Consider the following 26,149-nt stretch of genomic DNA (forward strand, 5'->3'; position numbering starts at 1 on the left):
CGGTTCGGTGCCGGCCGAGCGCGCACGCGACCGGATCGGGTGCTGGCGGACAAGGCCTACAGCTCCCGAGCGAACCGGGACTACCTGCGTAAACGTGGGATCAGGGCTACCATTGCGATCCCGTCCGATCAGCTCGCGCACCGCCGCAACCGCGGCTCCGAGGGTGGGCGACCACCGGCCTTCGACCGCACCGTCTACCGGCAGCGGCATGCCGTCGAATGCGGCATCAACCAACTCAAGCAGTTCCGGGCGGTGGCCACCCGCTTCGACAAACTCGCAGTGCGGTATCTGGCCACCGTCCAGATCGCCGCAATCAGTCAGTGGCTATGAGCCAGCGACCTTTTGAAACACGCCCTAGGCCGACGGGAGTCATAAGGGTGTGCCTTCTCGGCCGAGTTCGCTATCATGTATTTGCGGATGTAAATCATCGCAAATAGGGAGGTCGTGGTGATGAGCGAAGCAACGACAGAGAGCCGCTATCTGCGAGGCGACCTCGATTTCGAAGAGGCTTTGCGTGAAGTGACCGGCGTCGACCTCGGCCGTGACCAACTCGTGCAGATCCTGAAGGGCCTCCATACGGCGAATCCGGCCGGACCAGCACTGTCCGAACACGACGCACGCGTGCTCACCGAAGCCGGATTCACCGCGAGTCCCCCCGCTGCCACGGCTGCGCGAATCGACCGCGACGTCCGGATGGCCAACCTCGTCGCGACCTCGCTGTCCATTGCAGACGCTGCACTCCGTCTCGGCGTCACGCCGGCCCGCATCAGGCAACGAATCGCCGACGGCACCCTGTGGGCATTCGATTCCGGCCGTAACCGCTTGTTGCCCCCGGCGCAGTTCACCGACAGTGGGACAGTGCCTCACCTCGACAAAGTCCTGCCACACGTCCCGAGGGACCTGCACCCGCTGACGGTGCAGACACTGCTCACACAGCCGCAGCCGTCATTGGTTGTCGAGGGTGGGCCGGTCTCGATCGTCGCGTGGCTGACCGGCAGCGCCGGCACACCCGAAGAGATCGAGCGCGTGGTCGACGTGCTTGCTGCCATCGAGTGGGAATCGGCGTAGATGGGGGCAATGCTTCCGCCGCCTCCCTCGATCGCGCAGCTTCGTACCGCAGGTCTGCTACCGAAGGAAGAGCTCGAGTGGCAGCCGAGCGAGATCGTATGGCGCGTGCACCGCACGACCGGCTCGCATGTTCTCCCGTGGAATGCGTTGCGTGAGTTCGGGCCGATCCTGCGGTTCGATCAACATCCGCTCCCTCGCGGGGATCATCCTGGCTACGGAGTTTGGTATGGCGCTTCCAGCCCCCGAGGTGCATTGGCGGAGGCGTTTCAATCGGCGCGGGTGATCGATCGCCATCGCGGTGTCCCTTATCTGACCGGTGTGCGCTTCACCCGCATTGTGCGCTTGCTCGACGTGTCCGGTATCGGTGGAGGTGCATGGGTCACGCGGGTGGGAGGAAACCATGCTCTCGATTCCGCGCCGCATCGTCTCTCGCAGCATTGGGCCCGTGCTATCCATCGCGCGCACACCGGTCTCGACGGCATCGCCTATCGGGGCCGGTTTGCCGGCAGTACGTCCGTTGCTGTCGTCGAGCGTGCTGCCGACGCGTTTCCGCAGCGTCCTGTCCTGTCTCTTCCCTTGTCGCATCCTGGTCTGGCTGATGCCGTTGATACCGCGGCCCACGAACTCGGCTATGTCGTTGTCTGATCCGGATGTGGGGCATGGCCATTGCTCGCACACATGCTGAACGGGGGGAGGTCACCAATGTCGGGGGAGGCATTGGCGGGGCAAGTCCCGTGAGGTGGTGTGCGAGGTCGTCGCGTGATTCCTCGTGGGGGTTATGCACTCAAGGCGGGCGTCACCTCCTCCGTCGGTTCGGTGACGGTCTGGGCGGGCGTGTTGCGTCGGGAACGCGGTGAACGTCGGCAGGTCCGCTCGCGATGTGTCGAGATGCTCGGCCACCTTCGGTAGCTTCGATTCGAGAGCGTCGATCACCCGGTCCTATTGCGCGCGAACCGAATCCGCGTCGGGTTGGTCGTAGACCGAATGCGGCAATGTCTTCACCCCCCCGCATGCGGGTGGTACCCCCAGGCCACGATGTTCTCGGGGTCACCGCCATCGGGTTGGTCGAGTAATGCGTCCGGCATCGTGGCCAGGATGCGCCGGGTAGGGTCGCTCCGACCGCTCCGACCGGGCCCGCGTGGGCATCGGAGGTCACCAACTGCACCCCGGACAGGCCCTGGGCGACCAGTCCGCGGAAAAGCTCAGCCGGCCGGCGCCGTCCTCGGTGGAGGTGACCTCGACACCCAGGATTTCGCGGTAGCCGTCGGCGTTGACGCCGACCGCCACCAGGGTGTGCACGTTGACCACCCGCCCGTTCTCCCGGACCTCGAGGACCATCGCATCGGCGGCGACGAACGTATAGGGACCGGCGTCGAGCGGCCGGCTGCGAAGACTTCGACCTGCTCGTCCAACTCTTTCGCCATGACGCTGACCGGCGACTTCGACAAAGACGTGATCTCGAGGGGTGTCGACGAGTTTCTCCATCCTTCGGGTGGACGCCCCGAGCAGATAGCAGGTCGCCACCACCGTGGTCAGGGCCCGTTCGGCCCGTTTGCGCCGCTGAGACAGCCAGTCCGGGAAGTACGAACCCTGCTGCAACGGGGGGATCGACACATCGAGGGTGCCGACCCGGGTATCGAAGCCCCGATGCCGGTAGCCATGGCGGGTGTCGATCCGTTCGCCGGAACGCTGGCCGTAGTCGGCGCCGCACAACACGTCGGCTTCGGCGCTCACCGAAGCGTCGATGAACATCGACAACAGTTCACGCAGCAGATCAGGGCTGGCGCCGGTGAGTGAAGTCTTCGACAAGGCGGCGTAGGTCGACATCGTGGGCGGTGGTCATCGCGTGGTCCTGTCTCGAGCGACTTTGGTCGGTCTCTTCGAGAATCACGCGGTGACCGTCTTTCGTTCGTTTACGACCCGCCCGCAGGGTCATTCAGTTGCGGCTCGTACACCATCTTCATGGACGCAACCGCGGGAGGCGGCGAACCGTGACAAACAGAGCCGCTGGTCATTTCGAGCAGGACGGGGTCCGGCAACGAGCGCTGTGCCGGCAGGCTGAGTCGATCCGGAGTACCTGTGTGCCCCAGCGGTGTCGGGCCACACGAAAAGGTGGAACACGGGTAAGGGGCAACGGGTCGGCCCGTGTGTCCTGCGACGTCGACAGATCTGATGTCGAGTTTCGTGCCGGCTGCAGAGGGAGGCGGGCTGGTCTCGGCGTCCGAAGTCGAGCGGTACGTCGCCGATTTTCGCCTTCGTGTGGAACCGAGGAGGCGTGTCCTCGAGCGTCTCTGTTGAGCTCAGGGCACAGTGGCTTCGAACGCGGTTTTCTACAGGAGGTCGGTGGTGACGGGTCGTCAACGACGTGGCCGCCGACGCGAACCTCCCGCCTCACGTACCGTGAGTAGCCACTCGGGCACTACTCGGTGTTGCCAAGTACCGGTATTCAGCGTTACTTTGTACTGGTACTCAGTAACGCCGAGTAGGTGGAGGGCGGAAATGGCGAATCCGATGACGGAAATGCTCAAAGGCACACTCGAGGGAATCGTCCTGGCGCTCCTGGCCGAACGCCCCGCCTACGGCTACGAGATCACCGCCCTGCTGCGAGACCGAGGCTTCACGGAACTCGCCGAAGGTACCGTGTACGCCCTACTCGTCCGGGTGGAACAACGTGGTTTCGTGGACGTGGAGAAGGTGCCCTCGGAAAAGGGTCCTCCGCGAAAAGTCTTTTCCATCAACGCAAAAGGAAATGAACAACTCGACGAGTTCTGGAGGACATGGAACTTCCTCGCAGAACGCATCGAACAACTGCGCCAGGGAGGATCACGGTCATGACCAACTGGATCGAAAACATCACCGGATCGTTCGACCAGAAGAAGCAGTACAAACGACACGCCGCCCGCATCGATGCACTTCCCGCACCGTACGACACCGCTGCGAAGGCAGTGCTGCGATATGTCAATTACTCCAGCGGCATCACCGACGGCGCGACCCTCGTCACGATGGTGGGAGACCTGGCCGATCTCTGGGAGCGGGCCGCCATCGACGGCACACCGGTGCGCGAGATCGTCGGCGAGGACCCGGTCGAGTTCACGGAGACGTTCGTGCAGGCCTACACGGCCAAGCAGTGGATCGACAAGGAACGCGCCCGGCTGACCAGCGCCACCGAGGATGCAGAACGAGGACAGCAATGACCACCGGCACGATGATCCGGGTCCGGGGCCTCGAGAAGGCGTACAAGGACCTGCAGGTGCTTCGAGGTGTCGACTTCGACGTGGCACCCGGCACCGTCTTCGCGCTGCTCGGCTCGAACGGAGCGGGCAAGACGACGCTGGTGAAGGCATTGGCCACCCTGCTCTCGGTCGACGCCGGCTCGGCTACCGTCAACGGTTTCGACATTGCTACCCGACCGCACCAGGTGCGAGAGTCGATCAGCCTCACCGGGCAGTTCGCAGCGGTCGACGAAATGCTCAGCGGGCGAGAGAATCTTGTGCTCGTCGCGAAACTCCGTCACGTCGATGGCCCCCGCCGGGTCGCGGACGATCTACTCGACCGCTTCTCGCTCACTGACGCGGGCAACCGGAAAGCGTCCGAGTATTCCGGTGGTATGCGTCGACGACTCGACATCGCGATGAGTCTGATCGGAGATCCGCCGGTCATCTTCCTCGACGAGCCGACCACCGGTCTCGACCCGCAGGCACGCCTCGACGTGTGGCGGACCATCGCGGATCTCACCGATAGTGGCACCACCGTGCTGCTCACCACGCAGTACCTGGAGGAGGCCGAACAACTCGCGGACCGGATCGCGATCCTCCACCGGGGGCGAATCGTCGTCGACGGCACCCTCGCCGAAGTGAAAGCACTGCTGCCACCCGCGACGGTGGAGTACGTCGAGAAGCAGCCCACTCTCGAGGACGTATTCCTCGCCGTCGTCGGCAACAGCGACACCGTCGACCCCCAGGCGGCCAGCGACCCCCCGACACCCCGTCAGGAGCGACGATGACCATCACCTATGCCTACCGGGACACCGCCACCCTGACGGGCCGCTCGCTGCGCCACATCCTGCGCAGCCCGGATACCATCATCACCACCGCGCTCACCCCGATCGCTCTGATGCTGATGTTCGTGTACGTGTTCGGCGGGGCGATCGACACCGGAACGAGCTCGTACCTCGACTACATGTTGCCCGGAATCTTGCTCATCACGATCGCGTCGGGGATCGCCTACACCTCCTATCGGCTCTTCATGGACACGCAGGGCGGGATCTTCGAACGCTTTCAGTCCATGCCGATCGCGAGATCCAGCGCACTGTGGGCGCACGTGCTGACGTCGCTGATCGCGAACGCGATCTCCCTGGCGGTCGTCATCGGCGTCGCCTCGATCCTGGGCTTTCGCACCGGGGCGAGCGTGCTGGACTGGCTCATCGTGGCAGGCATTTTGACCCTGTTCACCTTGGCATTGACCTGGGTCGCTGTCGTCGCGGGACTTACCGCGACGACCGTCGACGGGGCAGGCGCCTTCGCCTACCCGCTGATCTTCCTGCCATTCGTCAGCTCCGCGTTCGTGCCCACCGAGACCATGCCGGCCCCGGTGCGGTGGTTCGCCGAGAACCAGCCGGTGACCGCCATCGTCGACACGATTCGCGATATCTTCGCCCAGCGACCGATCGAGGGTGCGATCTGGGTCGCCCTCGCCTGGTGCGTCGGTATCCTTGCTCTCGCATACGTCGCTGCCACGGCGGTCTACCGACGCAAGATCAGCTAAGGCGTGTTTCACAAGCTCGTTGCCTCACAGCCACCGACTGATCGCAGCGATCTGGACGGTGGCCGGATACCGGACGGTGAGCGTGTCGAAACGAGTGCTCGCCGCCGGAACTGCTCGAGCTGGTTGATGCCTCATTCGACATGTGCAGACGCGCGGTGATCATCGATCTGCACTCTTATCCCGCCACCCCATCCAGCTTCGAGGACCCCACCGCCGAACGTCCGGCACTTGTATCGCACCGACACAGTCCACACCTCCGGATGGTTGATCGCCGCTGTCCACGGCGCATTCGCGTCCCTGCCCGAGATCGATCAGTTCGCCGAGAACACCCCGTACGCAGGAAGTTACGTACCGCTGCGCAACTACGGCCGCGATGAACGCGTGAGCTCGGTGATGATCGAGCTGCGCCACAAGGTCTACCTCACCGACCCCGCAGCCCCGACGGCGCGACCGAAGAGCCGCACTATGAAATCGAGGAGCGGACGCACGGTGTCGAGATCCGCCGGGTACGCGCCGCGACGGGCCGCTCGGACGGCGGTGCGCGGTGACGAGGAGAGTGCACGAGATGCGGGCTTCCGGAAATTGGCCGAATACATCCTCGGCGGCAACGAGGAGAAGCCGAAGATTGCGATGACTGCGCCCGTGTCTCAGGCACGCAGTGCGGACAACTCGTGGATCATCAGTTTCTACATGCCCTCGCAATGGACGATGAGTGCCCTGCCCACCCCCGACAACCAAGAGGTGGAATTGGTGGAGGTACCTGACGAAACGATTGCGGCACGGCGTTTCACCGGTAGCCGCAGCGCTACGGCGGTCGCCACGCGTGCCGCCGAGCTGCTTGGCGCACTGGAGAACACCGAATGGGTGCCGGTGGGAGAACCCGTCGCTTGCTTCTACGATCCTTCTTGGAGCCTCCCTTTTCGCCGTCGCAACGAAGTAGTGGTACCGGTGGCCACTTGTTGACGTGTGACGGTCCGCCGGATCACTTCGTTGCCGCGGACAGTGCAGGCGTCAATCTCTGAGATGTGCCAGGCAGACCTGACCGATGCAAACCTGCGCGGAGCAAGCCTCACCGACGCAGAGTTCACCGACGCGGGAGTCGCGTTGACGATCCCCACGCGGTGAGCAGGCCGGTATGGGCATCGCCTACGGCGTCATGCCCAAGCCTAATCATGGAACGGTGGCCCGCAACGAGATCGTGGCTGCGAACGGCTTCGACTCGCTCATACGTTCCCTCGGGGCATCGACGGGCTCCGCAATGATTGGTGTGGTGCTCGCCCAGATGACCGGTCCCATTTCTCCACGATCGGCCGGTGCCATAGGAGAGGAGTGATCCGTGCTCGTCGGCCGTCCGTATCCTTCCGCGGTACTCTCTTCTCACCACCGCATTTCGCCGTGTGTGGCCGGATGCGTAATCAGATGCTCAGGCAGCGTGTTCGGATTGCCGAAGCGGTAGCCCGACACCGCGACTCCACCGAAGGAATCCTCGTGATAGGTGCGTTGGGCCGGTTCCGTCTCGGCGGCGCCGGCGACGACCATCAACGGCAGCAGGTGGTCTTCGCGGGGATGAGCCACACGGGCACCGGGTGCTCGGTGCCAGTTCTGCAGGAGAGCGCTGCGTTGTTCGGGTGCTCCGGTCACGGCGGCGGTGAGCCAGTCGTCCCATTGTCGGGAAGCTCGTGCTGCGAGGTGCGGATCGGTCGGTCGTAGGTTGTGGTAGCTCGATCCGCTACCGATGATGAGTACACCTTCGCGGCGTAGAGGTGCCAGAGCTCGGCCGACGGCGAGGTGCTCGCCGGCGTCGTACGACGCTTTGATCGACAGTTCCAGAACGGGGATGTCCGCGCCGGGCCACGCGATATGCATGGGGGAGAACGTGCCGTGGCTGTATCCGCGGTGAGGGTCGGTGTCGACGCGGATGCCTGCTTCGCCGAGCAGGGTGGTGATGCGTGCTGCCACGGCAGGAGATCCAGGTGCCGGGTACTGGATACGGTAGGTGAATTCGGGGAAGCCACCGTAGTCGTAGAGCATCGGGGGGTGCGGGTTGGTTTGTACGGTGAATTCGTCGGCTTCCCATTCGCCGGAGATCACCAGCACAGTGGTAGGGGCGGTTCCCACTTCCTGGGGGATCCGCTCGATGGAGGTGCGCAGATGGGAGTGGTCGAGACCGAAGATGTTGTCGCCCATCCACGGCCACGGTCCTGCGCCGTGGCTGAGGAAGTATGTCGGTAGCTCGGATGGGGGTGTGGCGTGCATGCGGACCTCCGGCCATTTCAACGGGGAAGCAAAACTAACATCGAGACCTCGCGTTGGAATACGGGGCGGGTCGGCGCGTAGATGGTCGAGGGTTTCCGGCCGCGGTTTCGTCGACTATGGCCGGCTCCGTTCGCTCGCGACGGGGGATGCGGCTGTGGCGCGACGACGGCAGCGTCCTCGAACTTGAGCATCTGTGGGACATACCGATTGCGGCATTCTGGCTAAGAATCGCCCTCGACGGAACAGTTCTAGTCCTTCCTGGGGCGGGGGATCGGCACTGCGGTGGGTCGAGTTAGTGCCGATTCCGGGGGTGACCCCACAGGGCTGAATCACTGGCACCCCGCTGCGGCGCTCGCCTCCGCTGTTGTGCGAGCGCCGCAAGGAGTCGGCTACGCGTGCAGAGCGTCCCGGAGGAACGCGACCGCCTGAGCGACCGCGGCTTTCGCGGCGAACGTGTCGTGCAGGGCGTTGACCATCACGAAGTCGTGGATGATGCCTTGGTAGCGCACTGCCGTCGTGGGGACGCCGGCCCGGCGGAGCTTGGCTGCGTAGGCTTCGCCTTCGTCGCGCAGCACGTCGGCTTCGGCCGTGATCACGAGAGCCGGGGGTAGCCCGCTGAGCTGCTCGGTGGTGGCACGCAGCGGCGAGGCGGTGATCTGGGCGCGGTCGGTCTCGTCGGTCGTGTACTGGTCCCAGAACCACTTCATGCCGTCGCGGGTGAGGAAGTATCCCTCGGCGAACTCGTGGTAGCTGGCAGTGTCGAAGGCTGCGTCGGTGACCGGATAGAACAGGACCTGAGCGGCGAGGTCGATGCCGCCGCGCTGTTTGGCGAGCAGGGTCAGGGTTGCGGTCATGTTGCCGCCGACCGAATCGCCGGCGACACCCAGGCGGGTGCCGTCGAGGTTCTTCTCGGCACCGGCGGTCACGATCCACTGCGCGGTGGCCCAGACCTGTTCGAGTGCGTGCGGGTAGCGCACCTCGGGTGAGCGGTCGTATTCGGGGAAGACCACGGCGGCGTTCGCGCCGACAGCGAGGTCGCGCACGAGGCGGTCGTGCGTGTGGGCGTCACCGAAGACCCATCCGGCACCGTGGGTGTAGAGGATGACCGGCAGCGTGCCGGTGGTCCCGGCCGGGCGCACGATGCGAACCTGGACGGTGCCGGTCGGGCCGCCGGGGATCTCGATCCATTCCTCGTCGATCGCGGGTTTGAAGATCGGTTCGTCCTGCACACCGTCGACGGCCTTCCGTCCCTCCTCGGGGGCGAGTTGGTAGAGGTACGGCGGGTCGGCCGTCGCTTCGACGAAGGCCTGGGCGGCGGGCTCGAGGGAGATGTTCTTCGGGTTCGCGGACATGGCGTGACCGTCCTTCTGGTCGGTGGAGCCGGATGGCGAGAACAATCATTCTCGCTCGACGACTTCCTGAGCGACTGGTTCGCAGATCCCGACTTCCACGGTTGCCGATTCCTCAACGCCTTAGGCGAACTCGGCTCGGCGAACTTGCGTGTTACCGAGATCGTGCGCGAGCACAAGGCAGACGTCTAACGCTACGTCGCACGCCTGGTCGCCGAAGCCGTTGCGCCCGAATCCCTTGCCCCCAGCTCGCCATCCTCGCCGAAGGCGCCCGGACCACGGCGGCCATCGCCGGCACGTCGGATGCTGCGGCACAGGCCCGTGCGGCAGCGGAAGCCGGGTAGGTGCCGGCTGCATCGCTGAAATGCGCTCGGTGACGAGTCCGGGCCTTCAGCGTGTGCCGGATCCTCTCGCTGCCTCGAGCTCGCTACGCAGGGCAGCCGACTCGGCTCGGAGTTGCGTGTTCTCGACTTGCAATGACTTCGCCTCGCTGCGCAGGGCGTTGATCTCGTCGCGCAGCGCCGACAGTTCGGCCCGTAGTTCGTTGCCCCGTTCGCGTGCTGCGGTTTCGGCGGCCTGCGCGGTCGCCGCAGTGATGCGGGAGTCTTCGAGCCAGCTACGCAATTCGGCGGCGCGTTCGCGCTCCGCGCCCAGTTCGGCCTCGAGACGTTCTCTGCCCGCGACCTCTCGCTCGAGAGATGCCTGTACATGCGCGAGTTCGGCGCGCGCGTCGGTGATCTGGGCGGTCGCGCGGTCGCGCTGCGCAACCGTGTCGGTGAGTTCGCGGCGTTGCGTGGCCAGGGATTCGTCCTGCTGGGCGATCGTTGCACGCAGTTCGGCGACGACACGTGCGTGCTCGGCGTTGGTCGCGTCGAACTCGTCCTTCCATCGTTGGAGGGTCTCTGTGTGCTCCTCCTTCACCCGGGTCAGTTCAGTGTGATGCGCCTCTTCGAGGCGGCGCACCTGCTCGGTGTGGGCGACGCGGGCGTCGGCGAGTTCGGTGTCGACGGCGGCCACCGCGGCGTCCGCGTTGTCGCGGTCCTCTAGGGCCTGCGTGAGTTGTTCGCGGAGGCGCACGATCTTGGCGTCGGCGTCGGCTTTGACCTTGGCCAGTTCGGCGGCGGACCGCGCCATCTGCGCTTCGAGCGCTTCGGCGTCGGTGAGTTTGTCGACCGCGGTGGTGATCCGGTCGGCGATCGCGGCGTATTGCTCGACGGTGTTCGTGGCGAGTGCCCGCAGCGCGGTGGTGGCAGACGTGAGCGCGGAGACCGCATCGTCGGGGCTGTCGACTGCCGGCGGAGCCGTGCCCGCTGCTTCCTTCTTGGCCCGTTCGCGCTCGCGGTAGGCGCGCACGCGGTCGGCCGGGGTTGCGTATTTCCGCGGACGCCCCACCCGGGGCTTGCGCGGGTCTTCGTCGTCGGTGGCAGGTTCGGGGGTGGGGGAGTGTGCGTCGGTCATCGGTGGTCCTCGTGGTCTCGCTCCGAAATCCCAGGTCGAGAGCAGTGTATCGCATTAAGTTACGTAATAAAGACACCATACTGTCACGAAACGAAACGTTATGAAATGCATCGAACTGGGGAAAGGACATTAATTCGTATTCCGTTACAGAAAACTTGAGTTAGATCGACCTTGATTGCAGTGAAATCAGGCAGACGAGTTGATCGTCATAATCCCCACTTATGACGATCATGTGGTCGGAGGCTCCGAAAACTGTGCAGCCCTCGGATCGGGGGCAGGGGAAGGCTGTAAGGAAAGCGGGACCCTCGATCGTGGCGCCGGCCATCGCATGCGCGGAGCGTGAGTTGTCTACCGTCTGCCACAGCATGCGGATGCGATGAAAGGCATTGCAGCGCTGCGCAGTCTGCGCTCGATCGAGCGCACACGTCGAACGAGGAGATACTCGAATGGGCTCTGCATCAACGTTCCTCGCGGAGGTTCTCGTCGCCGTCATCACGCAGCTGATCGAGACCGGATCGTCGTCCGGGTCCTGATCCGTCACTACTGTGGTCGCTCTCCCGCTCGTCACAGGGAGAGCGACCACAGTCGCAGGAGAGGGGTACGGCAGTGAAACACGTGGGAATCCTGGGCCACAGCTGGGAGGGTGCGTCCTTGTGCTGGCGCGAGGTCTGTCAGCACAGCACCCGACTCGGACATCCGGCCCATCCCGACATCACCATGGACTGCATCTCCTTCGTACACTGCATGCCCGCCTGGGACCGATCCGACTACGAAGCAGTGCGCGCAGTGCTCACGACGAGCGTCGCCCGTCTGGAGCAGGCAGGCTGCGACTTCTTCGTGTGCCCGGACAACACCGCCCACCTGGCACTCGAGACAGCCGGCGAGCCACTCGCGATTCCCGGCCTGCATCTGATCGACATCGTGGCCGACGCGGCGCAGCGCGCCGGGCACCGAAGGGTCGGCATCCTGGGAACGCGGTTCACGATGCAAGGCCCGTTGTATCCGCGGGAACTGGCGGCACGGGGGATCGAGAGCATCATCCCGACCGAGGACGACCAGGCCCTGGTGCACGCTGCGATCTTCGACGAGCTGGTCCACGGAGTCTTCCGGGACGAGACCCGGGCGTCCTTCGTCGACCTGATCGGCCGGCTCGCGAACTCCGGGTGCGATGCGGTCGCGCTCGTGTGCACCGAGATCCCACTCCTGCTCTCCCCGGACGAGTCACCCTTACCGGTGCTGGACTCGACGCGATTGTCCGGTCGCGCGGCCCTCGAGGTGGCACTCGGCACTCGCGAGCTGCCCAGCTGGCGCGGCGGACAGTTCCGGCGATAACAGGCACGCGGCTCGAGGGGGTCGTAGCATCGAGCACATGGTCCTCTTCTACGAGATCGCCCTCGTGATCGCGTCGGTCCTCATCGCGTGGTTCGCGGTGTATGTGCTGTACCGGCTCGTCACGGACGAATCCACCAGCCGGCACTGACAGGTCGTCGTCCGGCCGGCCGCATGCGGCAACGTCGGCCACGCTGCCCCGGCCCAGCGAGGCCGGGGTGCGTCTCGCGTCGATGTTCTCCCACGTCGAACAACCTCGGTAAGCCTTCCGAGGTACGCGGCGGACTCGGGCGCGGACCATGACCGACAGTTCGTTCCGTCCCGAGCGCAGGTACCGACCGAGCCGGTGGAGACACCTCGAGAACGTCGTGATGTGCGTTCTTGCCCGCGCGGGTATGGTGCCGCACTCCTCCCTGTTGACAACACGCGGACGGCGCACCGGGAAACTCCGGCGCAACCCCGTCGTGGTGGTCGATCTGCACGGAAAGCGATGGCTGGTCGCCCCGTACGGACCGGTGGGATGGGTGCACAACGCGCGTGCCTCCGGCGAGGTCGAACTCGGCAGACGTCGCGATACCCGTCGCTACTCGACCCGCGAGGTGTCGGCTGAGGAGGCCGGCCCCGTCCTGCAGCGGTACGTCGAACTGGCGTCGGCGACCCGACGCTATTTCCAGGCAACGGCGAACGACCCGGTGGAGCGGTTCGTCGCCGAGGCCGAACACCATCCGGTCTTCGAACTGATTCCCTCGACGTAGCGGCCGGATGTCGCGCGGCACGAGACTCGGGTAGTGCGCTACGCGTGTCCACGCCCCCGGAGGTGCGAAGCATGGTCCTCGGCGGCTCACTCGAAGCGCCGACCATCCACAAGCTCCGAGGCACGATCATGGTTACGAAATACGAAGTCGTCGCAGGCGACAGCCTGTCGAAGCTGGCACAGCGGTTCTACGGTGACGCGACCCTGTTCCCCGTCATCGCTGTTCCCAACGGGATCGTCGATCCGGACGAGATCACCGTCGGTCAGGAACTGCTCATCCCGTACATCACCCGTCGGCACACTCTCGCGCCCGGCGAAACGCTGTCGGGACTGGCACAGCACTTCTACGGCGCCGGCACGCTGTTTCCGGTACTCGCCGCGGCCAACCACATCGGTGACCCGAATGTCGTCGAGGTCGGCCGCTCGCTGTTGATCCCCGAACTCGGCGACGTCGGGCACCACACCGTGGTGGAGGGTGAGACGCTGTCCGAACTGGCACATCGCTGGTACGGCGAGGCGCAGTTGCATCCGGTGATCTCGTTCCCGAACCACATCACCGATCCCGATCACGTCGAGGTCGGACGCGTGCTGATCCGTCCGGGACTCAACTATCGGCACACGGTCGTCGCCGGCGATACCCTGCGGGCTCTGGCGGAGGACCACTACGGGAACGCGGAGATGTTCGCGATGATCGCGGCTGCCAACCACGTCGCCGATCCGAACAAGATCACCGTCGGGCAGGTGTTGTTCCTCCCGAACCTCACCGCCTTCTGATCGGGGAGGCCGTCCGGTCGGTGCAGGTCACGGGGCGACGGGGTAGTGGCTCCGAACGGCGATGCGGTTCCACGCGTTCATGACGATCGCGAGCCACGTGATCGCGGAGACCTGCTCGTCGCTCAGTGACCCGTCGTCCCACTCGTGACGACCGGGCTCCATGGGGTGCGTGACTTCTTCGGCGAGCGCGAGTGCGGCCCGCTCCTGTTCGGTGAAGTACTGCGACTCCCACCAGGCGGCAAGGACCGCGAGGCGATCGGTGGTCTCGCCCTTGTCGAGCGCGTCGCGTGTGTGCATACGCAGGCAGAACGCGCATCCGTTGAGCTGCGAGGTCCGGATCTTCACCAGTTCGGCGAGCTTCGCATCGAGACCGGCCTGCGCGACGGCCTCCTCGACGTCCTGGTTCAGGGCCAGCACGCCCTTGTAGGCGGCCGGGTGTTGCTTACCGAGGTTGACGTGCGCCATCGTGGATGTCCTTCCGGTGAGCGACACCGGCACGAATGACCGGTTGTTTCATTCTGTCAGCCGCACCGAGACCGCTGGGGGCGGTTCGCATCGCTCCTGGGAAAGCCGGCCGCTCCCTACCCGTTGCCTTCCGGGGACTCCCGCCACCGGTACTCCATCTGCCGCGCGACCCGCCGCGCCAGATCGCGGTCGACGAGCGAGACCAGGTGCAGCGCCAGGTCGATGCCGGCCGAGATCCCGGCAGAGGTGTAGATGCCGCGGTCGCACACCCACCGCGAGTCGGGCACAACGGTCAATGCGGGAAAGCGTCGCCGCAGCTCCGCCTGATCGTCCCAGTGCGTCGTGACCCGATGGTCGGTCAGCACCCCAGCGGCCGCCAGAAGGAAGGCACCGGTACACACCGAAGCCAGAACCGGTGTGTCTGCGCGTTGTGCGATCCACGACACCACCGCGTCCTCCTGCTCGACGCGACCGGTGACGCCTCCGGGGATCAGCAGAACATCGAACGCCGGTGCGTCGGCAATCGATACGTCGGTGAGCACCCGCAGCCCGCCACGCGCGGTCACGATCGGGCGATCCCGGTAGGCGGAGACCAGGGTGGCGCCCCCGATTGCGTGCTCGCTACCGGAGGTGAGTCGTGCGGCGACGGAGAACACCTCGAAGGGGCCGAAAGCATCGAGCACTTCGACGTCGTCGAAAACGAGGATGCCGTAGTCGGTCGTGGTCATCTCCGGATCGTACGGCTCGCCTCCTGCGCTGCCGTCCTCGTCGATTCGGACGCCGACATCGCTGTCGATGCGCTCGATACCGACAGCGGCGATCTCGAACGGACGGGCGACCGGCGACACCGGCAGCCGAAGCGATCGGTGCCCGAGATCTGCTGGTTCTGTCGAGTGCGGGCGCGTGATGGCAGGATCGGATCTCGTGAGCTCCGCGAACCTGACCCGTGCCGAAACCGCCGCGCGCGCCCGCGCACTCGACGTGCACTCCTATCGCGTCGAACTCGACCTGCGAGGTGCGGTCGATACCCACCGCGCCGGATTCCCCACCGTCACCACGCTCGAATTCACGGCGTCCACGGACGAGACCTGGCTCGACTTCATCGGCGATTCGGTGGAGTCGGTGACGATCAACGGTGAAACCGTGCCCGTCGTCTACGACGGTGCGCGCATCGCGATCGGCGGGCTGAAGGAGATCAACGTCGTCACCGTGGCCGCGACCGGCCGCTACAGCCGCTCGGGGGAGGGGCTGCACCGATTCGTCGACCCTGTCGACGGTGAAACCTATCTCTACACGCAGTACGAACCGGCCGACGCCCGTCGCGTGTTCGCCTGCTTCGAACAGCCGGATCTGAAGGCGCCGTTCACCTTCGTGGTCACCGCTCCGGGGAACTGGCAGGTGCTGTCGAACGAGAGCGCGGATCGGCGAGTCCAGCGCGACGACGCGCAGACGGTGACATTCGCGCCGACCCAGCCGATCTCCACCTACATCACCGCGATCGTCGCCGGCCCCTACCACCGGGTCGACGCGTCGTGGACTCGCGGCGAGCTGACCGTGCCGCTGGGTGTGCTGTGCCGTGCCTCGCTCGCCGAACATCTCGATGCCGACGAGATCATCGAGGTCACCCGCCAAGGTATGGACTTCTACGCCGATCACTTCGACTATCCGTATCCGTTCGGCAAGTACGACCAGGTGTTCGTCCCCGAGTACAACCTCGGCGCGATGGAGAACCCCGGCTGCGTCACCTTCACCGAGGCGTACGTCTTTCGCGGCGCCGCCACCGCCGCCCAGCGGCAGGCCCGCGCCAACACGATCCTCCACGAGATGGCGCACATGTGGTTCGGCGACCTGGTGACGATGAAATGGTGGGACGATCTGTGGTTGAAGGAATCCTTCGCCGACTTCATGGGTGCCCTCGTCAGTGCGGAGGCCACCAGATTCACCGACGCATGGGTGGCCTTCGCGAACCGCCGTAAGGCTTGGGCGTATCTGCAGGACCAGCTGCCCACGACGCATCCGATCGTCGCCGACATCGTCGACCTCGAAGCCGCCAAGCTGAACTTCGACGGCATCACCTACGCCAAGGGTGCGAGCGTCCTCAAGCAACTCGTCGCCTATGTCGGCCGCGACGCCTTCTTCGAGGGTGCCCGCCGCTACTTCCGCACGCACGCCTTCGGCAACACCACCCTGGACGATCTGCTCGTCGAACTGTCGAGCACGTCCGGTCGCGACCTGTCGTCGTGGGCCCAGGCGTGGCTGCAGACCACCGGCGTCTCCACCCTGCACCTCGAGGAGGACGGCGGCTCCTACGAGATCGTGCAGAGCGACCCGCGCCCGCACCGTCTCGCCGTCGGCTGCTACGACCCCGACGACTCCGGTGATCTCGTGCGCACCCACCGCATCGAGATCGACCTGACCGACGAACGCACCGGCATCGACCTGCCCGACGCGGCGATGGTGCTGCTCAACGACGACGACCTCACCTACGCGAAGGTTCGCCTCGACGCCCGATCGCTCGACACGGTCGAAACCTCGCTCGACCGCGTCCGCGAACCTCTCGCACGCGGGCTGCTGTGGTCGGCGCTGTGGAACGCGACCCGTGACGGCGAACTCGGCGCCGACCGCTATCTGTCCATGGCCGCCCGGTTCGCCGAACACGAAACCGACATCGCGTTGCTGACCGCCGTGCTCGCCAACGCCGCCCACGCCGTCGAACACTATGTGGCCCCTGCGGCCCGGCCCGCGGCGCGGCGCCGATGGCTCGACGCGGTGTGGGACGGGCTGTACAGCGCGGAGCCGGGCAGCGACACCCAGTTGGCGTTCGCCCGCGCCGTCGCTGTCGCGGCGAGTGTGGACGACCGGCACGCCGCCGACCTGCGCGCGATCCTCTGCGGACGCACCGCACCGCCGGACGGACTGCGCCTCGACCCCGATCTGCGGTGGAGCTGGTGGGCGGCGCTCACCACCACCGGCGACGCCGACGAGGCCGACCTCGACGAGGAACTGCGCAGCGACGACACCGCGTCGGGGCGTACCGCGCATCTGCGAGCACTCGCTTCCCGGCCCCGCGCCGAGGTCAAGGCGCACACCTGGGCGACGATCCTCGCCGATCACACTCTCAGCAACGACCATCTCGACGCGGCGATCGCCGGTTTTCGTGCCGGGGCCCGCCGCGACCTGATCTCCGCATACGATCCCGACTACTTCGCGGTTCTCCGCGAGACGTGGGCCGATCGCAGTATCGAGATCGCCCGGCGGATCGTGGTGGGGTTGTTCCCCGCGGCCGACAGCCTGGAACCGGTCGATGCCTGGCTGGACGCCCACTCCGACGCTCCCGCCGCGTTGCGGCGCCTGGTGATCGAACAGCGCGACCACCTCGCCCGCGACCTGCGCGTGCAAAGGCGCAACACTCCGTGAACGCTCCCGATCTGCATCGACCCGAGCCGCCTGCGGTACCGGACACCGTCGCAACCGCGATGCGCCGGCTGCGGGAGAAGGCGACTTCGGAGAACACCCGCGCCGCCCAGATCGGCGACTGGACGATCTTCACCCGCTGGTGTGAACGCACCGGGCATCCCCCGATGCCCGCCACCGCCGAGCAACTGAGCTGGTTCCTCACCGAGAAGGCCGCCGAACTGCGACCCGATGGACGCTGGGCGTACGCACCGTCGACGCTGTCGCGGTGGGTGTCGACCGTCAACAAGATGCACGCCCTGGCTGGGCTGCCGAAACCCGGTGTGCACGAATCGGTTCGCGACCTGCTGCGCGGCATCCGCCGCGACCGTGCCACCCCGCCCGCGCGACGTACCCCGCTGCTCACCGACGACATCCGCACGATCCTGCGCGCCATGAGGGCCGAAGCTGCCGAGGCCGGATGGGCGGAGCGCGTCGCCGAACGCCGCGACGCCGCGCTCTTGCTCATGGGGTTGGCAGGGGCGCTGCGCCGGTCGGAGCTCACCGGCCTCGTCGTCGCGGATATCGTCCCGCATCGCGCCGACGGGCTCTATGTGACGGTCCGCAGGTCCAAGACCGACCGCAGCGCGCGGGGCCGTACCGTCACCCTGCCGTACGGGGCCGATCCGCACACCTGCCCGGTCTGCGCGTATCGCCGCTGGCGGGAGGTGCTCGATGCGTGGGATGAGGCCGGCCGTGCGGCCGCGGTCGACCTGCTCGCCGCCGCCGGGACCGACACGAACGAGCACTGCTGTCGCGGCCTCGCCGCCGGGCGCGCGCCCGGCGGCGACCGGCCGCTGTTCCGGCCGGTACACCGCAGCGGGGCAGTGGGGACCAGTGCGTTGTCCGGGCAGTCGGTGCATTCGATGATCCAGCGGCGCGCCCGCCGTGCCGGATTCAGCGACGACCTCGTCGCGACCCTCGGCGGACACAGCCTGCGAGCCGGTTTCGTCACCCAGGCGGTGCGCGGCGGCGCGACGACCCAGACGATCATGACGCAGACCGGGCACGCCGACGAACGGATGGTGGCGCTCTACAGCCGCCACCACGCCGGCCTCGTCGGTAATGCCGTCACCCATCTCGGTCTCTGAATCCCTCACGCTGTCGCCGATCGGTCGTAGTCTGAGGCCACCGACCTACCGACAGGAGTTCGTGGTGGCCCGGACGACAGCAGATGCCCCGACCGTCGACGAAGTGCTCGCCGAGCTCACCGAACTCGACGATCCGAAGATCCGCTCGGTGAACGAGAAGCACGGCGACAAGCACGGGGTGAATCTCACCGCGCTGCGGGCCGTCGCCAAGCGGTTGAAGACCCAGCACGACCTCGCACGAGGGCTGTGGGACACCGGTGACAGCACCGCCCGCCTCCTCGCGCTCCTGATCTGCCGGCCCAAAACGTTCACCGTCGACGAACTCGACACCATGGTCCGCGAGACCGGAACCCCGAAGGTGCACGACTGGTTCGTGGGCTACGTCGTCGAGAAGAGCCCGCACGCCGACGAATTGCGTGCGCGTTGGATCACCGACCCGGATCCGATCGTCGCGAGCGCAGGCTGGGCTCTGACCGCCGGCCGCGTCGTCAAGAACGCCGACGGACTCGATCTGCCCGGCCTGCTCGACACCATCGAAGCGCAGATGCGACACGCCCCGGAGCGCCTGCAGTGGGCCATGAACACGTGCCTGGCCCAGATCGGCATCGAGCATCCCGAACACCGCGCCCACGCGATCGACATCGGCGAACGCCTGGGGGTCCTGAAGGACTATCCGACCTCCCCGGGTTGCACGTCGCCGTACGCGCCGAGCTGGATCGCCGAGATGGTGCGCCGCCGCGGCGCGTGAGTCCGCCTTCGGGTGGGTACCGCTGCACCGACACCCGGGTCGCCGACGACGAGGAGCACGATGCCGCTTCGCACCCTGCAAACCGATCCCGACGGCGAATCCGCCGATCCGGACACCGCGATCGACCCCGCATTCCGGCGTCTCCACGCCTGGTGGCGTGCCGCGAACTATCTGTCCGTCGGACAGATCTACCTCATGGACAACCCGCTGCTGCGCGAACCGCTGCGCCCCGAACACATCAAACCGCGACTGCTCGGCCACTGGGGCACCACCCCCGGCCTGAATTTCGTGTACGCACACCTCAATCGCGCCATCACGGCCCGCGACCTGGACATGATGTACGTCATGGGGCCGGGCCACGGCGGACCCGGACCGGTAGCCGCAGCATGGCTCGAAGGCACCTACAGCGAGGTCTACCCGGAAATCTCCCGCGACGAGGATGGCATGCGGCGCCTGTTCCGCCAGTTCTCCTTCCCCGGAGGCATTCCCAGCCATGTCGCCCCCGAGACACCGGGCTCGATCCACGAAGGCGGCGAACTCGGCTACTCCCTCTCCCACGCCTACGGCGCAGCCTTCGACAATCCGGACCTGATCGTCGCCGCCGTCGTCGGCGACGGCGAAGCCGAGACCGGGCCGCTCGCCGCGAGCTGGCACTCGACGAAGTTCGTGGACCCCCGCCGCGACGGCGCCGTGCTGCCGATCCTGCATCTCAACGGCTTCAAGATAGCCAACCCCACGGTGCTCGCCAGGATCGGCGAGGACGAACTGATCTCGCTGCTGCGCGGCTACGGCCACGAACCGATCGTCGTCGCCGGCGACGACCCGGCCGGAATGCATCCCAGGTTTGCCGCCGCCCTCGACCGGGCCCTCGACCGGATCTTCGAGATCCAGCAGTACGCCCGAAGTTCCGGTGACGCCACCCGCCCGGCGTGGCCGATGATCGTGCTGCGTTCCCCGAAGGGCTGGACCGGACCGGTCGAGGTCGACGGCGCACCGGTCGAAGGATCCTGGCGTGCCCATCAGGTTCCGATCGCCGATCCGCGCGGCGACGAGCATCACCGCCGGGACCTCGAGAAGTGGCTGCGGAGCTACCGGCCGCACGAATTGTTCGACGACGACGGAATTCCCGTCGCCGCGTTGCGCGAGTTCGCGCCGCGCGGCCACCGGCGGATGAGCGCCAACCCGCACACCAACGGGGGAGCGGTCCTGCGCGATCTGATCCTGCCGGACTACCGGGACTACGCCGTGGACGTCCCCGAACCGGGTGTCGCCGTCGCCGAGGCCACCCGCGTCCTCGGCGCCTTTCTCCGTGACACCATGCAGGGCAACGACGACAATTTCCGGATGTTCGCGCCGGACGAACACAATTCCAACCGGCTCGACGCGGTGCTCGACGCCACCGACCGCACCTGGAACGCCGAAATCGAGCCGGGCGACGACCGGCTCTCGCCCGACGGCCGGGTCATGGAGATCTTGTCCGAACACACCTGCCAGGGCTGGCTCGAGGGATATCTGCTGACCGGGCGACACGGCGTGTTCTCGAGCTACGAAGCGTTCGCGCACATCGTCGACTCGATGGTCAACCAGCACGCCAAATGGCTGCTCACCACCGGTCGGATCCGCTGGCGCCGACCCATCCCGTCGCTGAACTATCTGCTCACCTCGCACGTGTGGCGCCAGGACCACAACGGATTCTCACACCAGGACCCCGGTTTCATCGACCATGTCCTCAACAAGAAACCCGAGGTCGTGCGGGTGTACCTGCCGCCGGATGCGAACTCCCTGCTCTCGGTGGCCGATCACTGCCTGCGCACGCGCCAGTACATCAACGTGATCGTCGCCGGTAAACAACCCGCCTTGCAGTTCCTGGACATCGACGCCGCGATGACGCACTGCCGCAAGGGCATCGGCATCTGGCAGTGGGCCTCGACCGATCGGGACGTCGAACCCGATGTGGTCCTCGCATGCGCCGGAGACGTGCCCACGATGGAAACCCTTGCGGCCGTCGACATCCTGCATCAGCGTTTCCCCGACCTGAAGATCCGGGTGGTCAACGTCGTCGACCTCATGCGATTGCAGGACGATCGGCAGCATCCTCACGGACTGCCCGACGCGCAATTCGACGCGTTGTTCACCACCGACAAGCCCGTGATCTTCGCCTATCACGGCTATCCGTGGCTGATCCATCGTCTCGTCTACCGCCGCACCAACCACGAGAACTTCCACGTCCACGGCTACCTCGAGGAGGGCACGACCACCACGCCCTTCGACATGTGCGTGCTCAACCGGATCGATCGCTATCATCTCGCGCTCGACGTACTCGACCGGGTCGAGAGGATTCGTCCCGTCGCCGGGCACGCCCGCGACGAACTCGAGAACACCCTCGTCGAACACGCCCGCTACGTGCGCACGCACGGCGAGGACATGCCCGTGATCACCGACTGGCACTGGCAGGGCGTCGGAATCGACTGAAATTCAATCGGATCCGTGGGCCCGCCGTACGAGCCGGCCGAGAGTCAATGCGTCGACGTCGACCTCGTCGAGCGAGGCCACCACGAGATCGGCGCCGGCTCGCGCCAGGTCCTCGGCGTCCCCGAATCGGGCGACACCGAGGGCGGCCATGCCCCCGGACTTTGCCGCCTGCACCCCACTGATCGCGTCCTCGACCACCACACATGTCGCCGGCGGCACCCCCAGTTCGGCCGCGGCGGTGAGAAACAACTCCGGGTCCGGTTTGCCGTGGGCGACCGGACGTCCCGACAGGTCCGCGTCGAACTGTTCGAGCAGGGTCACCCCGGGACGGCCCTGGGCCGGGATCGCCTTCAGGAACAATCCGGCGTTCTTCGACGACGAAGCCGCCGCCACCGCGAGGCCGGCCGCGCGCACCGCCGCTACGAAGCGCACCCCGTCCTCGTAAGCGCGGAACCGTCGCTCGTCGATCAACCGCAGCAACCGTTGCTGCTTGCGGTCGGCGTACTCGACGGCGCGGTGCTCGGCGTCGGGCACCCCGAAGAACTCGAGCGCAGCGCGGGCACCGTCCATCCGCGGCCGCCCCGACAGGACCTGCCGGTAGACCTCGGGGGTGAACGCGTCCTCGTGCCACGAAGTCTCCGCGCGCAGATCCTGCCAGTCCCCGGTCATCAGCTCCGCCAAGGATTCCTGCCACGCCGCCTCGTGCGGCGAGTCCACGAGTACCCCGTCGACGTCGAAGATCACCGCCTCGAACTTCGACCGTGTCTCGGTCACGATGGGTCCTTCCGTGCTGTCAGGCCGGCACCGCGGCGAGCCGGAACTCGTGCGAGTCGCCCGGTCCGAGTTCGACCGACTCGCTGTCGAGGGCGACGCGCACCGGCACCCGGAAGCCCTCCACCTCCGCGCGCACCCACAATTTGTCACCGTCGATCCGTACCCGTAGGGGAGTGCCGCGATAGCGCATCGAGAAGGCCACCCCGTCGAGGTGTGAGATGAGTTTGGGCCGGAACACCAGCACGCCGCCGTAGACGCGGGCACCGACGTAATAGCGCTGCAGCAACTCCAGGGTGCCGCCCATGACACCCATGTGGATGCCCTCCTTGGTGGTTCCGCCCTGCAGGTCGCTGATGTCGCTCTCGAGGGCGAGTTTGAAGCGCAGCCACGACGACTGCGGGTCGAAGGTCGCGAGGACGCCCGCGAACGTCACGTGACTGAGAGTCGAGCCGTGCGAGGTCCGCTGGTCGTAGTAGTCGACGGTGCGCCGCACGAGATCACGGTCGTAGGGATAGCCCAACTGCTCGAACAGCGGCCGCAATTCGGCATCGTCGAACAGGAAGAACAGCATCACCGTGTCGGCCTGCTTCGCGATCTTGTAGGCATCGGGGTCGCGGCCCTCGGCGCGCAGGATACGGTCCAGGCGGCCGATATTGCCGTATCGGCTCCGATAGTGCTCCCAGTCGAGTTCCTCGAGATCCTCGTACCCCTCGAACTGGCTGATCACCCCGTCGTGGTACGGCACGAACATCTTGCGGCTCATCTCCGACCAGGTCCGTAGTTCCTCGTCGGTGACCTGCAGCCGGGCCCGCAGTGCGCTCTGCCGGCTCCTCGACAGCACCTCGAAGACATCGAGGGCACGCGCCGCGATCCACGCGACCATCACGTTCGTGTAAGCGTTGTTGCGCAGGCCCGCCTCGGTCGACCCCGGATACCGTTCGTGGAATTCGTCCGGGCCCATCACCCCGTGGATCTCGTAGCGATCGCGCTCGGAGTTGTAGTGCGCGATCGACGCCCAGAACCGGGCGATCTCGAGCAACATCTCGGCGCCGTAGTCGGCGAGGAAGTCGACATCGTCGGTGGCCTGGTAGTAGTGCCACACGTTGTAGAAGATCGCGGCACTGACATGCCGCTGGTTGCGGCTCAGATCCGGATCCCACCGCCCCGACAACGGATTGAGATGCACCATCTGCGTCTCCTCCGTGCCGTCGCTGCCGCTCTGCCAGGGAAACATCGCTCCCCGGTAGCCGGCCTCGCTCGCTGCGGCCTGCGCTTCGTTCAACCGCCGATAGCGGTAGAAGATCAGTCCCTTGATGATCTCGGGAGCCCGCAGCACCAGGAAGGGATAGACGAACAACTCGTCCCAGAAGACGTGGCCGCGGTAGGCCTCCCCGTTGAGCCCTCGCGCCGGCACCCCGGCATCGAGCCGCGAGGTGTGCCGCGAACACACCTGAAGCACGTGCGCGACATGCAAGCGCAGGAGCAACTGTGCACGCGGCTCCCGGGGCAGGTGGATGTCGCAGATATCCCACCATTCGTCCCACGCCGCGACGTGCTCGTCGAACGCATCGGCGAAGTCCGGATAGCGCAGGATGTGCCGGCCGACCGACGCGAGCGGTTCGGTGATGGCGTCGTCTCGCGAGGTGAACATCGCCACCAGTTTCTCGACCCGTACCGTCGAGCCCTCGATGGCATCGAACGCGAGGACCTGCTGGATGTAGTCCTCCATCTGGTACAGATCGCGGTCGACGAGCAGCGGGCTGTCCGAGTTCTCCCGGAACACCCGGGTACGCGCGGCCTGGGCGATGTAGATGTCGGACTGGCGGATCTGCACCTTGAGCGCGATCGTCTCGGGGCCGTAGGTACGGGGGGAGACGGGATCGAGATGCCGGCTCTCGAGGGCGCGGTACCGCGCAACGGCACGGTTGGTGACCCGGCCGTCGAGCGCGGAGACGATCTCGACGCGTCCCGACCAGTTCTCGGGGGTGAGCATCCATTCGATCGCGCCCTGGTGCGGATGTGCCATGCTCACGAATCGTCTGCTGCGCAGCGAGGTCTCGCGACCATCGCGGTCCCGGAACCGGATGTCGCGGATCACTGTCGCCGTGCGGATGTCGTAGAAGTGCTGGTACGCCAGGATCTCGACCTGGGACAGACGGATCGCTTCACCGCCGTCGATGCGCAGTTTCAGCACGAGCCAGTTGGGGAGATTGACCAGGTCCTCGTTGAGGACCGGATTGCCGCCCATGATCGTGGTCTCGCGGTTGTAGCAACGGTGCGCGTAGGTCCCCGGATAGTGGACCTCGGTCATGTCCTCCCACTCTGCGGTGCCTCGCGTGCAGAAGTAACCGTTGCCGGTCGAGGTCAGAGCTTCGCGCAGCGGCTCGTCCTCGGGGTCGAATCCGTCGTACTCGAGGGTGAACTCCGGATCGTACACGCGAACCTCCTGGCGGATCGTGGTCGGCACGAGCTTTCCGAACGGTGCGCCCCGTCATCTGCCCAGGGTCGACAGGAAACGTTCGACCTCGTCCACCGAGGCGAGGACGAATTCGGCGTCGGTGCGGCGCCCGGCCATCTCCGGGTCCTCAGGGCTGCCCACGAGAATTCCGATCCCGCGGTCGCGCAGTGCCCGGAAGGCGTCCTCGTCGGTGATGTCATCGCCGAGATAGAGAGGCACCACCTCGGGGGAATCGAGGCCGAGGACCTCGATCAGGTGGAGAACCGCCTTACCCTTGTGCCAGTCCACGGCGGGTTTGAGTTCGTAGACCATCTTTCCCGGCACGACCGCGAGGCGGTCGGGGTCCTCCTTCAGCAAGGCCTCGACGATCGCGCTCACCCGTTCCCGGGCGTCGGGTCCGGCCTGGCGGTAGTGCACGGCGACCGACGCCCGTTTCGGTTCGATGCCCACGCCCTCGAGACCGGCGAGCCGGGTGCGAAGGGTTTCGGTGACCTCGCCGATCAGCTCGGTGAAGTCGTCGAGGATGCCATGGGTGAGCTGTCCGCCGGTGGGACTCCAGATGTCGAAACCGTGACTGCCCGCGACCACGAGATCGTCGACGCCCATGAGTTGCTGCACGACCGCACGGTCGCGGCCGGTGACGATGCACACCGATGCCCGGTCGGCGAGGTCGCGGACGGTGCGGCGCATGGACTCCGACCACACCGCGTCCTCGGGCCGCTCGACGATGGGGGTGAGCACACCGTCGTAGTCGAGGAAGACCGCCGGACGGCGACCGGCCAGCCGGTGTAAGAAGGCCTCCCCGTCGAGTGCAGACGGCAGATCCTCCACGGCACGTGGTGCGGTCGTCCGATCGGTACTCCTGTCGTCACGGCGTCCCGTCATGCTTCGAACCGTACACAAAGATCGGGAGGATCGACCGGGATACGCGCCCGA

25 protein-coding genes and 1 pseudogene are annotated in these 26,149 nt (G+C 66.2%); 17 read left to right on the plus strand and 9 right to left on the minus strand.

All coding sequences use genetic code 11. The features are described from left to right. The 3 genes from ABZ789_RS17180 to ABZ789_RS17190 form a co-directional block, all read left to right on the plus strand. Positions 1-330: transposase (locus ABZ789_RS17180; protein ID WP_358425908.1), on the plus strand; the 330-nt coding region annotated here is incomplete at its 5' end. Positions 331-450: 120 nt separating this feature from the next. Then, positions 451-1,068, plus strand: coding sequence for a hypothetical protein (locus ABZ789_RS17185; RefSeq protein ID WP_358425911.1), 618 nt, complete (start codon positions 451-453; stop codon positions 1,066-1,068). Positions 1,069-1,077: 9 nt separating this feature from the next. Next, positions 1,078-1,713, plus strand: coding sequence for an RES family NAD+ phosphorylase (locus ABZ789_RS17190; protein WP_358426216.1), 636 nt, complete (start codon positions 1,078-1,080; stop codon positions 1,711-1,713). Positions 1,714-1,864: 151 nt separating this feature from the next. Here ABZ789_RS17190 and ABZ789_RS17195 read toward each other — a convergent pair. Beyond that, positions 1,865-2,895 (minus strand): annotated as a pseudogene (locus ABZ789_RS17195) (transposase). Between the two features lie 672 nt (positions 2,896-3,567). Here ABZ789_RS17195 and ABZ789_RS17200 point away from each other — a divergent pair. The 6 genes from ABZ789_RS17200 (at position 3,568) to ABZ789_RS17225 (ending at position 6,957) form a co-directional block, all read left to right on the plus strand. After that, the gene (locus tag ABZ789_RS17200) at positions 3,568-3,903 is read left to right on the plus strand and encodes a PadR family transcriptional regulator (RefSeq protein WP_358425914.1); all 336 of its coding nucleotides are present in this window, start codon (positions 3,568-3,570) and stop codon (positions 3,901-3,903) included. Continuing rightward, the gene (locus ABZ789_RS17205; RefSeq protein ID WP_358425916.1) at positions 3,900-4,262 is read left to right on the plus strand and encodes a DUF1048 domain-containing protein; all 363 of its coding nucleotides are present in this window, start codon (positions 3,900-3,902) and stop codon (positions 4,260-4,262) included. Before ABZ789_RS17200 ends, ABZ789_RS17205 begins: the two co-directional genes overlap by 4 nt. Then, a complete protein-coding gene (locus ABZ789_RS17210; protein ID WP_358425919.1) occupies positions 4,259-5,071 on the plus strand; it encodes an ABC transporter ATP-binding protein in 813 nt (270 codons plus the stop codon). The genes ABZ789_RS17205 and ABZ789_RS17210 overlap by 4 nt, the downstream gene beginning before the upstream one ends. Continuing rightward, complete coding sequence (locus ABZ789_RS17215; RefSeq protein ID WP_358425922.1) at positions 5,068-5,832, plus strand: ABC transporter permease; 765 nt, start codon at positions 5,068-5,070, stop codon at positions 5,830-5,832. The genes ABZ789_RS17210 and ABZ789_RS17215 overlap by 4 nt, the downstream gene beginning before the upstream one ends. Before the next feature lie 228 nt (positions 5,833-6,060). Next, entirely contained in the window at positions 6,061-6,795 is a 735-nt protein-coding gene (locus tag ABZ789_RS17220) for a heme-binding protein (protein ID WP_358425925.1), read from the plus strand. Positions 6,796-6,855: 60 nt separating this feature from the next. Continuing rightward, positions 6,856-6,957 carry a pentapeptide repeat-containing protein gene (locus tag ABZ789_RS17225; RefSeq protein WP_358425928.1) on the plus strand — a complete coding sequence of 34 codons (102 nt, stop codon included), beginning with the start codon at positions 6,856-6,858 and terminating at the stop codon, positions 6,955-6,957. Positions 6,958-7,209: 252 nt separating this feature from the next. On the opposite strand, the gene ABZ789_RS17230 is transcribed toward ABZ789_RS17225, so the two are convergent. Then, positions 7,210-8,088: a class III extradiol ring-cleavage dioxygenase gene (locus tag ABZ789_RS17230; RefSeq protein ID WP_358425931.1), complete on the minus strand. Its 879-nt coding sequence runs from the start codon at positions 8,086-8,088 to the stop codon at positions 7,210-7,212. A 389-nt stretch (positions 8,089-8,477) separates the two neighbouring features. Continuing rightward, positions 8,478-9,440, minus strand: a complete 963-nt coding sequence (locus ABZ789_RS17235; protein ID WP_358425934.1) for an alpha/beta hydrolase — start codon at positions 9,438-9,440, stop codon at positions 8,478-8,480. Between the two features lie 3 nt (positions 9,441-9,443). Here ABZ789_RS17235 and ABZ789_RS17240 point away from each other — a divergent pair, with 3 nt between their 5' ends. Continuing rightward, a complete protein-coding gene (locus ABZ789_RS17240; RefSeq protein ID WP_358425937.1) occupies positions 9,444-9,629 on the plus strand; it encodes a hypothetical protein in 186 nt (61 codons plus the stop codon). A 198-nt stretch (positions 9,630-9,827) separates the two neighbouring features. Here the strand turns inward: ABZ789_RS17240 and ABZ789_RS17245 are convergent, their stop codons facing one another. Continuing rightward, positions 9,828-10,895, minus strand: a complete 1,068-nt coding sequence (locus ABZ789_RS17245) for a hypothetical protein (protein ID WP_358425940.1) — start codon at positions 10,893-10,895, stop codon at positions 9,828-9,830. A 606-nt stretch (positions 10,896-11,501) separates the two neighbouring features. Between ABZ789_RS17245 and ABZ789_RS17250 the strand changes: the two genes are divergently transcribed. The 3 genes from ABZ789_RS17250 to ABZ789_RS17260 all read left to right on the plus strand — a co-directional run bounded on the left by ABZ789_RS17250 (position 11,502) and on the right by ABZ789_RS17260 (position 13,752). Beyond that, on the plus strand, positions 11,502-12,227 hold the full coding sequence (locus ABZ789_RS17250) for an amino acid racemase (protein WP_358425943.1): 726 nt from the start codon (positions 11,502-11,504) through the stop codon (positions 12,225-12,227). A gap of 296 nt (positions 12,228-12,523) precedes the next feature. Then, positions 12,524-12,979, plus strand: coding sequence for a nitroreductase family deazaflavin-dependent oxidoreductase (locus ABZ789_RS17255; protein WP_358425945.1), 456 nt, complete (start codon positions 12,524-12,526; stop codon positions 12,977-12,979). A gap of 44 nt (positions 12,980-13,023) precedes the next feature. After that, positions 13,024-13,752: a LysM peptidoglycan-binding domain-containing protein gene (locus tag ABZ789_RS17260; RefSeq protein WP_358425948.1), complete on the plus strand. Its 729-nt coding sequence runs from the start codon at positions 13,024-13,026 to the stop codon at positions 13,750-13,752. A gap of 27 nt (positions 13,753-13,779) precedes the next feature. Here the strand turns inward: ABZ789_RS17260 and ABZ789_RS17265 are convergent, their stop codons facing one another. Together ABZ789_RS17265 and ABZ789_RS17270 are read right to left on the minus strand one after the other, a co-directional pair. Beyond that, positions 13,780-14,217 (minus strand): carboxymuconolactone decarboxylase family protein, encoded by a 438-nt coding sequence (locus tag ABZ789_RS17265; RefSeq protein WP_358425951.1) that lies wholly within the window; start codon positions 14,215-14,217, stop codon positions 13,780-13,782. Between the two features lie 116 nt (positions 14,218-14,333). Then, positions 14,334-15,065, minus strand: coding sequence for a DJ-1/PfpI family protein (locus ABZ789_RS17270; RefSeq protein WP_358425954.1), 732 nt, complete (start codon positions 15,063-15,065; stop codon positions 14,334-14,336). 76 nt (positions 15,066-15,141) lie between these two features. On the opposite strand from ABZ789_RS17270, the gene pepN reads away from it, so the two are divergent. From pepN to ABZ789_RS17290, 4 genes are all read left to right on the plus strand, one after another. Next, a complete protein-coding gene (gene pepN, locus ABZ789_RS17275; RefSeq protein WP_358425957.1) occupies positions 15,142-17,634 on the plus strand; it encodes an aminopeptidase N in 2,493 nt (830 codons plus the stop codon). Continuing rightward, on the plus strand, positions 17,631-18,761 hold the full coding sequence (locus ABZ789_RS17280) for an integrase (protein WP_358425960.1): 1,131 nt from the start codon (positions 17,631-17,633) through the stop codon (positions 18,759-18,761). Before pepN ends, ABZ789_RS17280 begins: the two co-directional genes overlap by 4 nt. Positions 18,762-18,825: 64 nt before the next feature. Further along, a complete protein-coding gene (locus tag ABZ789_RS17285) occupies positions 18,826-19,509 on the plus strand; it encodes a DNA alkylation repair protein (RefSeq protein ID WP_358425963.1) in 684 nt (227 codons plus the stop codon). 60 nt (positions 19,510-19,569) lie between these two features. After that, on the plus strand, positions 19,570-21,981 hold the full coding sequence (locus tag ABZ789_RS17290; RefSeq protein WP_358425966.1) for a phosphoketolase family protein: 2,412 nt from the start codon (positions 19,570-19,572) through the stop codon (positions 21,979-21,981). A gap of 3 nt (positions 21,982-21,984) precedes the next feature. On the opposite strand, the gene ABZ789_RS17295 is transcribed toward ABZ789_RS17290, so the two are convergent. From ABZ789_RS17295 to otsB, 3 genes are read right to left on the minus strand one after another with little or no spacing between them, the layout of a single operon-like run. Beyond that, positions 21,985-22,755, minus strand: coding sequence for an HAD family phosphatase (locus ABZ789_RS17295; protein WP_358425969.1), 771 nt, complete (start codon positions 22,753-22,755; stop codon positions 21,985-21,987). Between the two features lie 19 nt (positions 22,756-22,774). Beyond that, positions 22,775-25,192 (minus strand): glycosyl hydrolase family 65 protein, encoded by a 2,418-nt coding sequence (locus tag ABZ789_RS17300; RefSeq protein ID WP_358425972.1) that lies wholly within the window; start codon positions 25,190-25,192, stop codon positions 22,775-22,777. A gap of 54 nt (positions 25,193-25,246) precedes the next feature. Next, positions 25,247-26,098, minus strand: a complete 852-nt coding sequence (gene otsB, locus ABZ789_RS17305) for a trehalose-phosphatase (RefSeq protein ID WP_358425975.1) — start codon at positions 26,096-26,098, stop codon at positions 25,247-25,249. Between the last annotated feature and the right edge of the window lie 51 nt (positions 26,099-26,149).

It is taken from the genome of Rhodococcus sp. NPDC047139 (assembly GCF_040643435.1).
GTDB lineage: Bacteria > Actinomycetota > Actinomycetes > Mycobacteriales > Mycobacteriaceae > Rhodococcus.

Bases quoted from the DNA above. Each gene is read 5' to 3' on its own strand.
- ABZ789_RS17185 (WP_358425911.1), top strand. From the start codon at position 451: ATGAGCGAAGCAACGACAGAGAGCCGCTATCTGCGAGGCGACCTCGAT.
- ABZ789_RS17190 (WP_358426216.1), top strand. From the start codon at position 1,078: ATGCTTCCGCCGCCTCCCTCGATCGCGCAGCTTCGTACCGCAGGTCTG.
- ABZ789_RS17200 (WP_358425914.1), top strand. From the start codon at position 3,568: ATGGCGAATCCGATGACGGAAATGCTCAAAGGCACACTCGAGGGAATC.
- ABZ789_RS17205 (WP_358425916.1), top strand. From the start codon at position 3,900: ATGACCAACTGGATCGAAAACATCACCGGATCGTTCGACCAGAAGAAG.
- ABZ789_RS17210 (WP_358425919.1), top strand. From the start codon at position 4,259: ATGACCACCGGCACGATGATCCGGGTCCGGGGCCTCGAGAAGGCGTAC.
- ABZ789_RS17215 (WP_358425922.1), top strand. From the start codon at position 5,068: ATGACCATCACCTATGCCTACCGGGACACCGCCACCCTGACGGGCCGC.
- ABZ789_RS17225 (WP_358425928.1), top strand. From the start codon at position 6,856: ATGTGCCAGGCAGACCTGACCGATGCAAACCTGCGCGGAGCAAGCCTC.
- ABZ789_RS17230 (WP_358425931.1), bottom strand. From the start codon at position 8,088: ATGCACGCCACACCCCCATCCGAGCTACCGACATACTTCCTCAGCCAC.
- ABZ789_RS17235 (WP_358425934.1), bottom strand. From the start codon at position 9,440: ATGTCCGCGAACCCGAAGAACATCTCCCTCGAGCCCGCCGCCCAGGCC.
- ABZ789_RS17245 (WP_358425940.1), bottom strand. From the start codon at position 10,895: ATGACCGACGCACACTCCCCCACCCCCGAACCTGCCACCGACGACGAA.
- ABZ789_RS17255 (WP_358425945.1), top strand. From the start codon at position 12,524: ATGACCGACAGTTCGTTCCGTCCCGAGCGCAGGTACCGACCGAGCCGG.
- ABZ789_RS17265 (WP_358425951.1), bottom strand. From the start codon at position 14,217: ATGGCGCACGTCAACCTCGGTAAGCAACACCCGGCCGCCTACAAGGGC.
- ABZ789_RS17290 (WP_358425966.1), top strand. From the start codon at position 19,570: ATGCCGCTTCGCACCCTGCAAACCGATCCCGACGGCGAATCCGCCGAT.
- otsB (WP_358425975.1), bottom strand. From the start codon at position 26,098: ATGACGGGACGCCGTGACGACAGGAGTACCGATCGGACGACCGCACCA.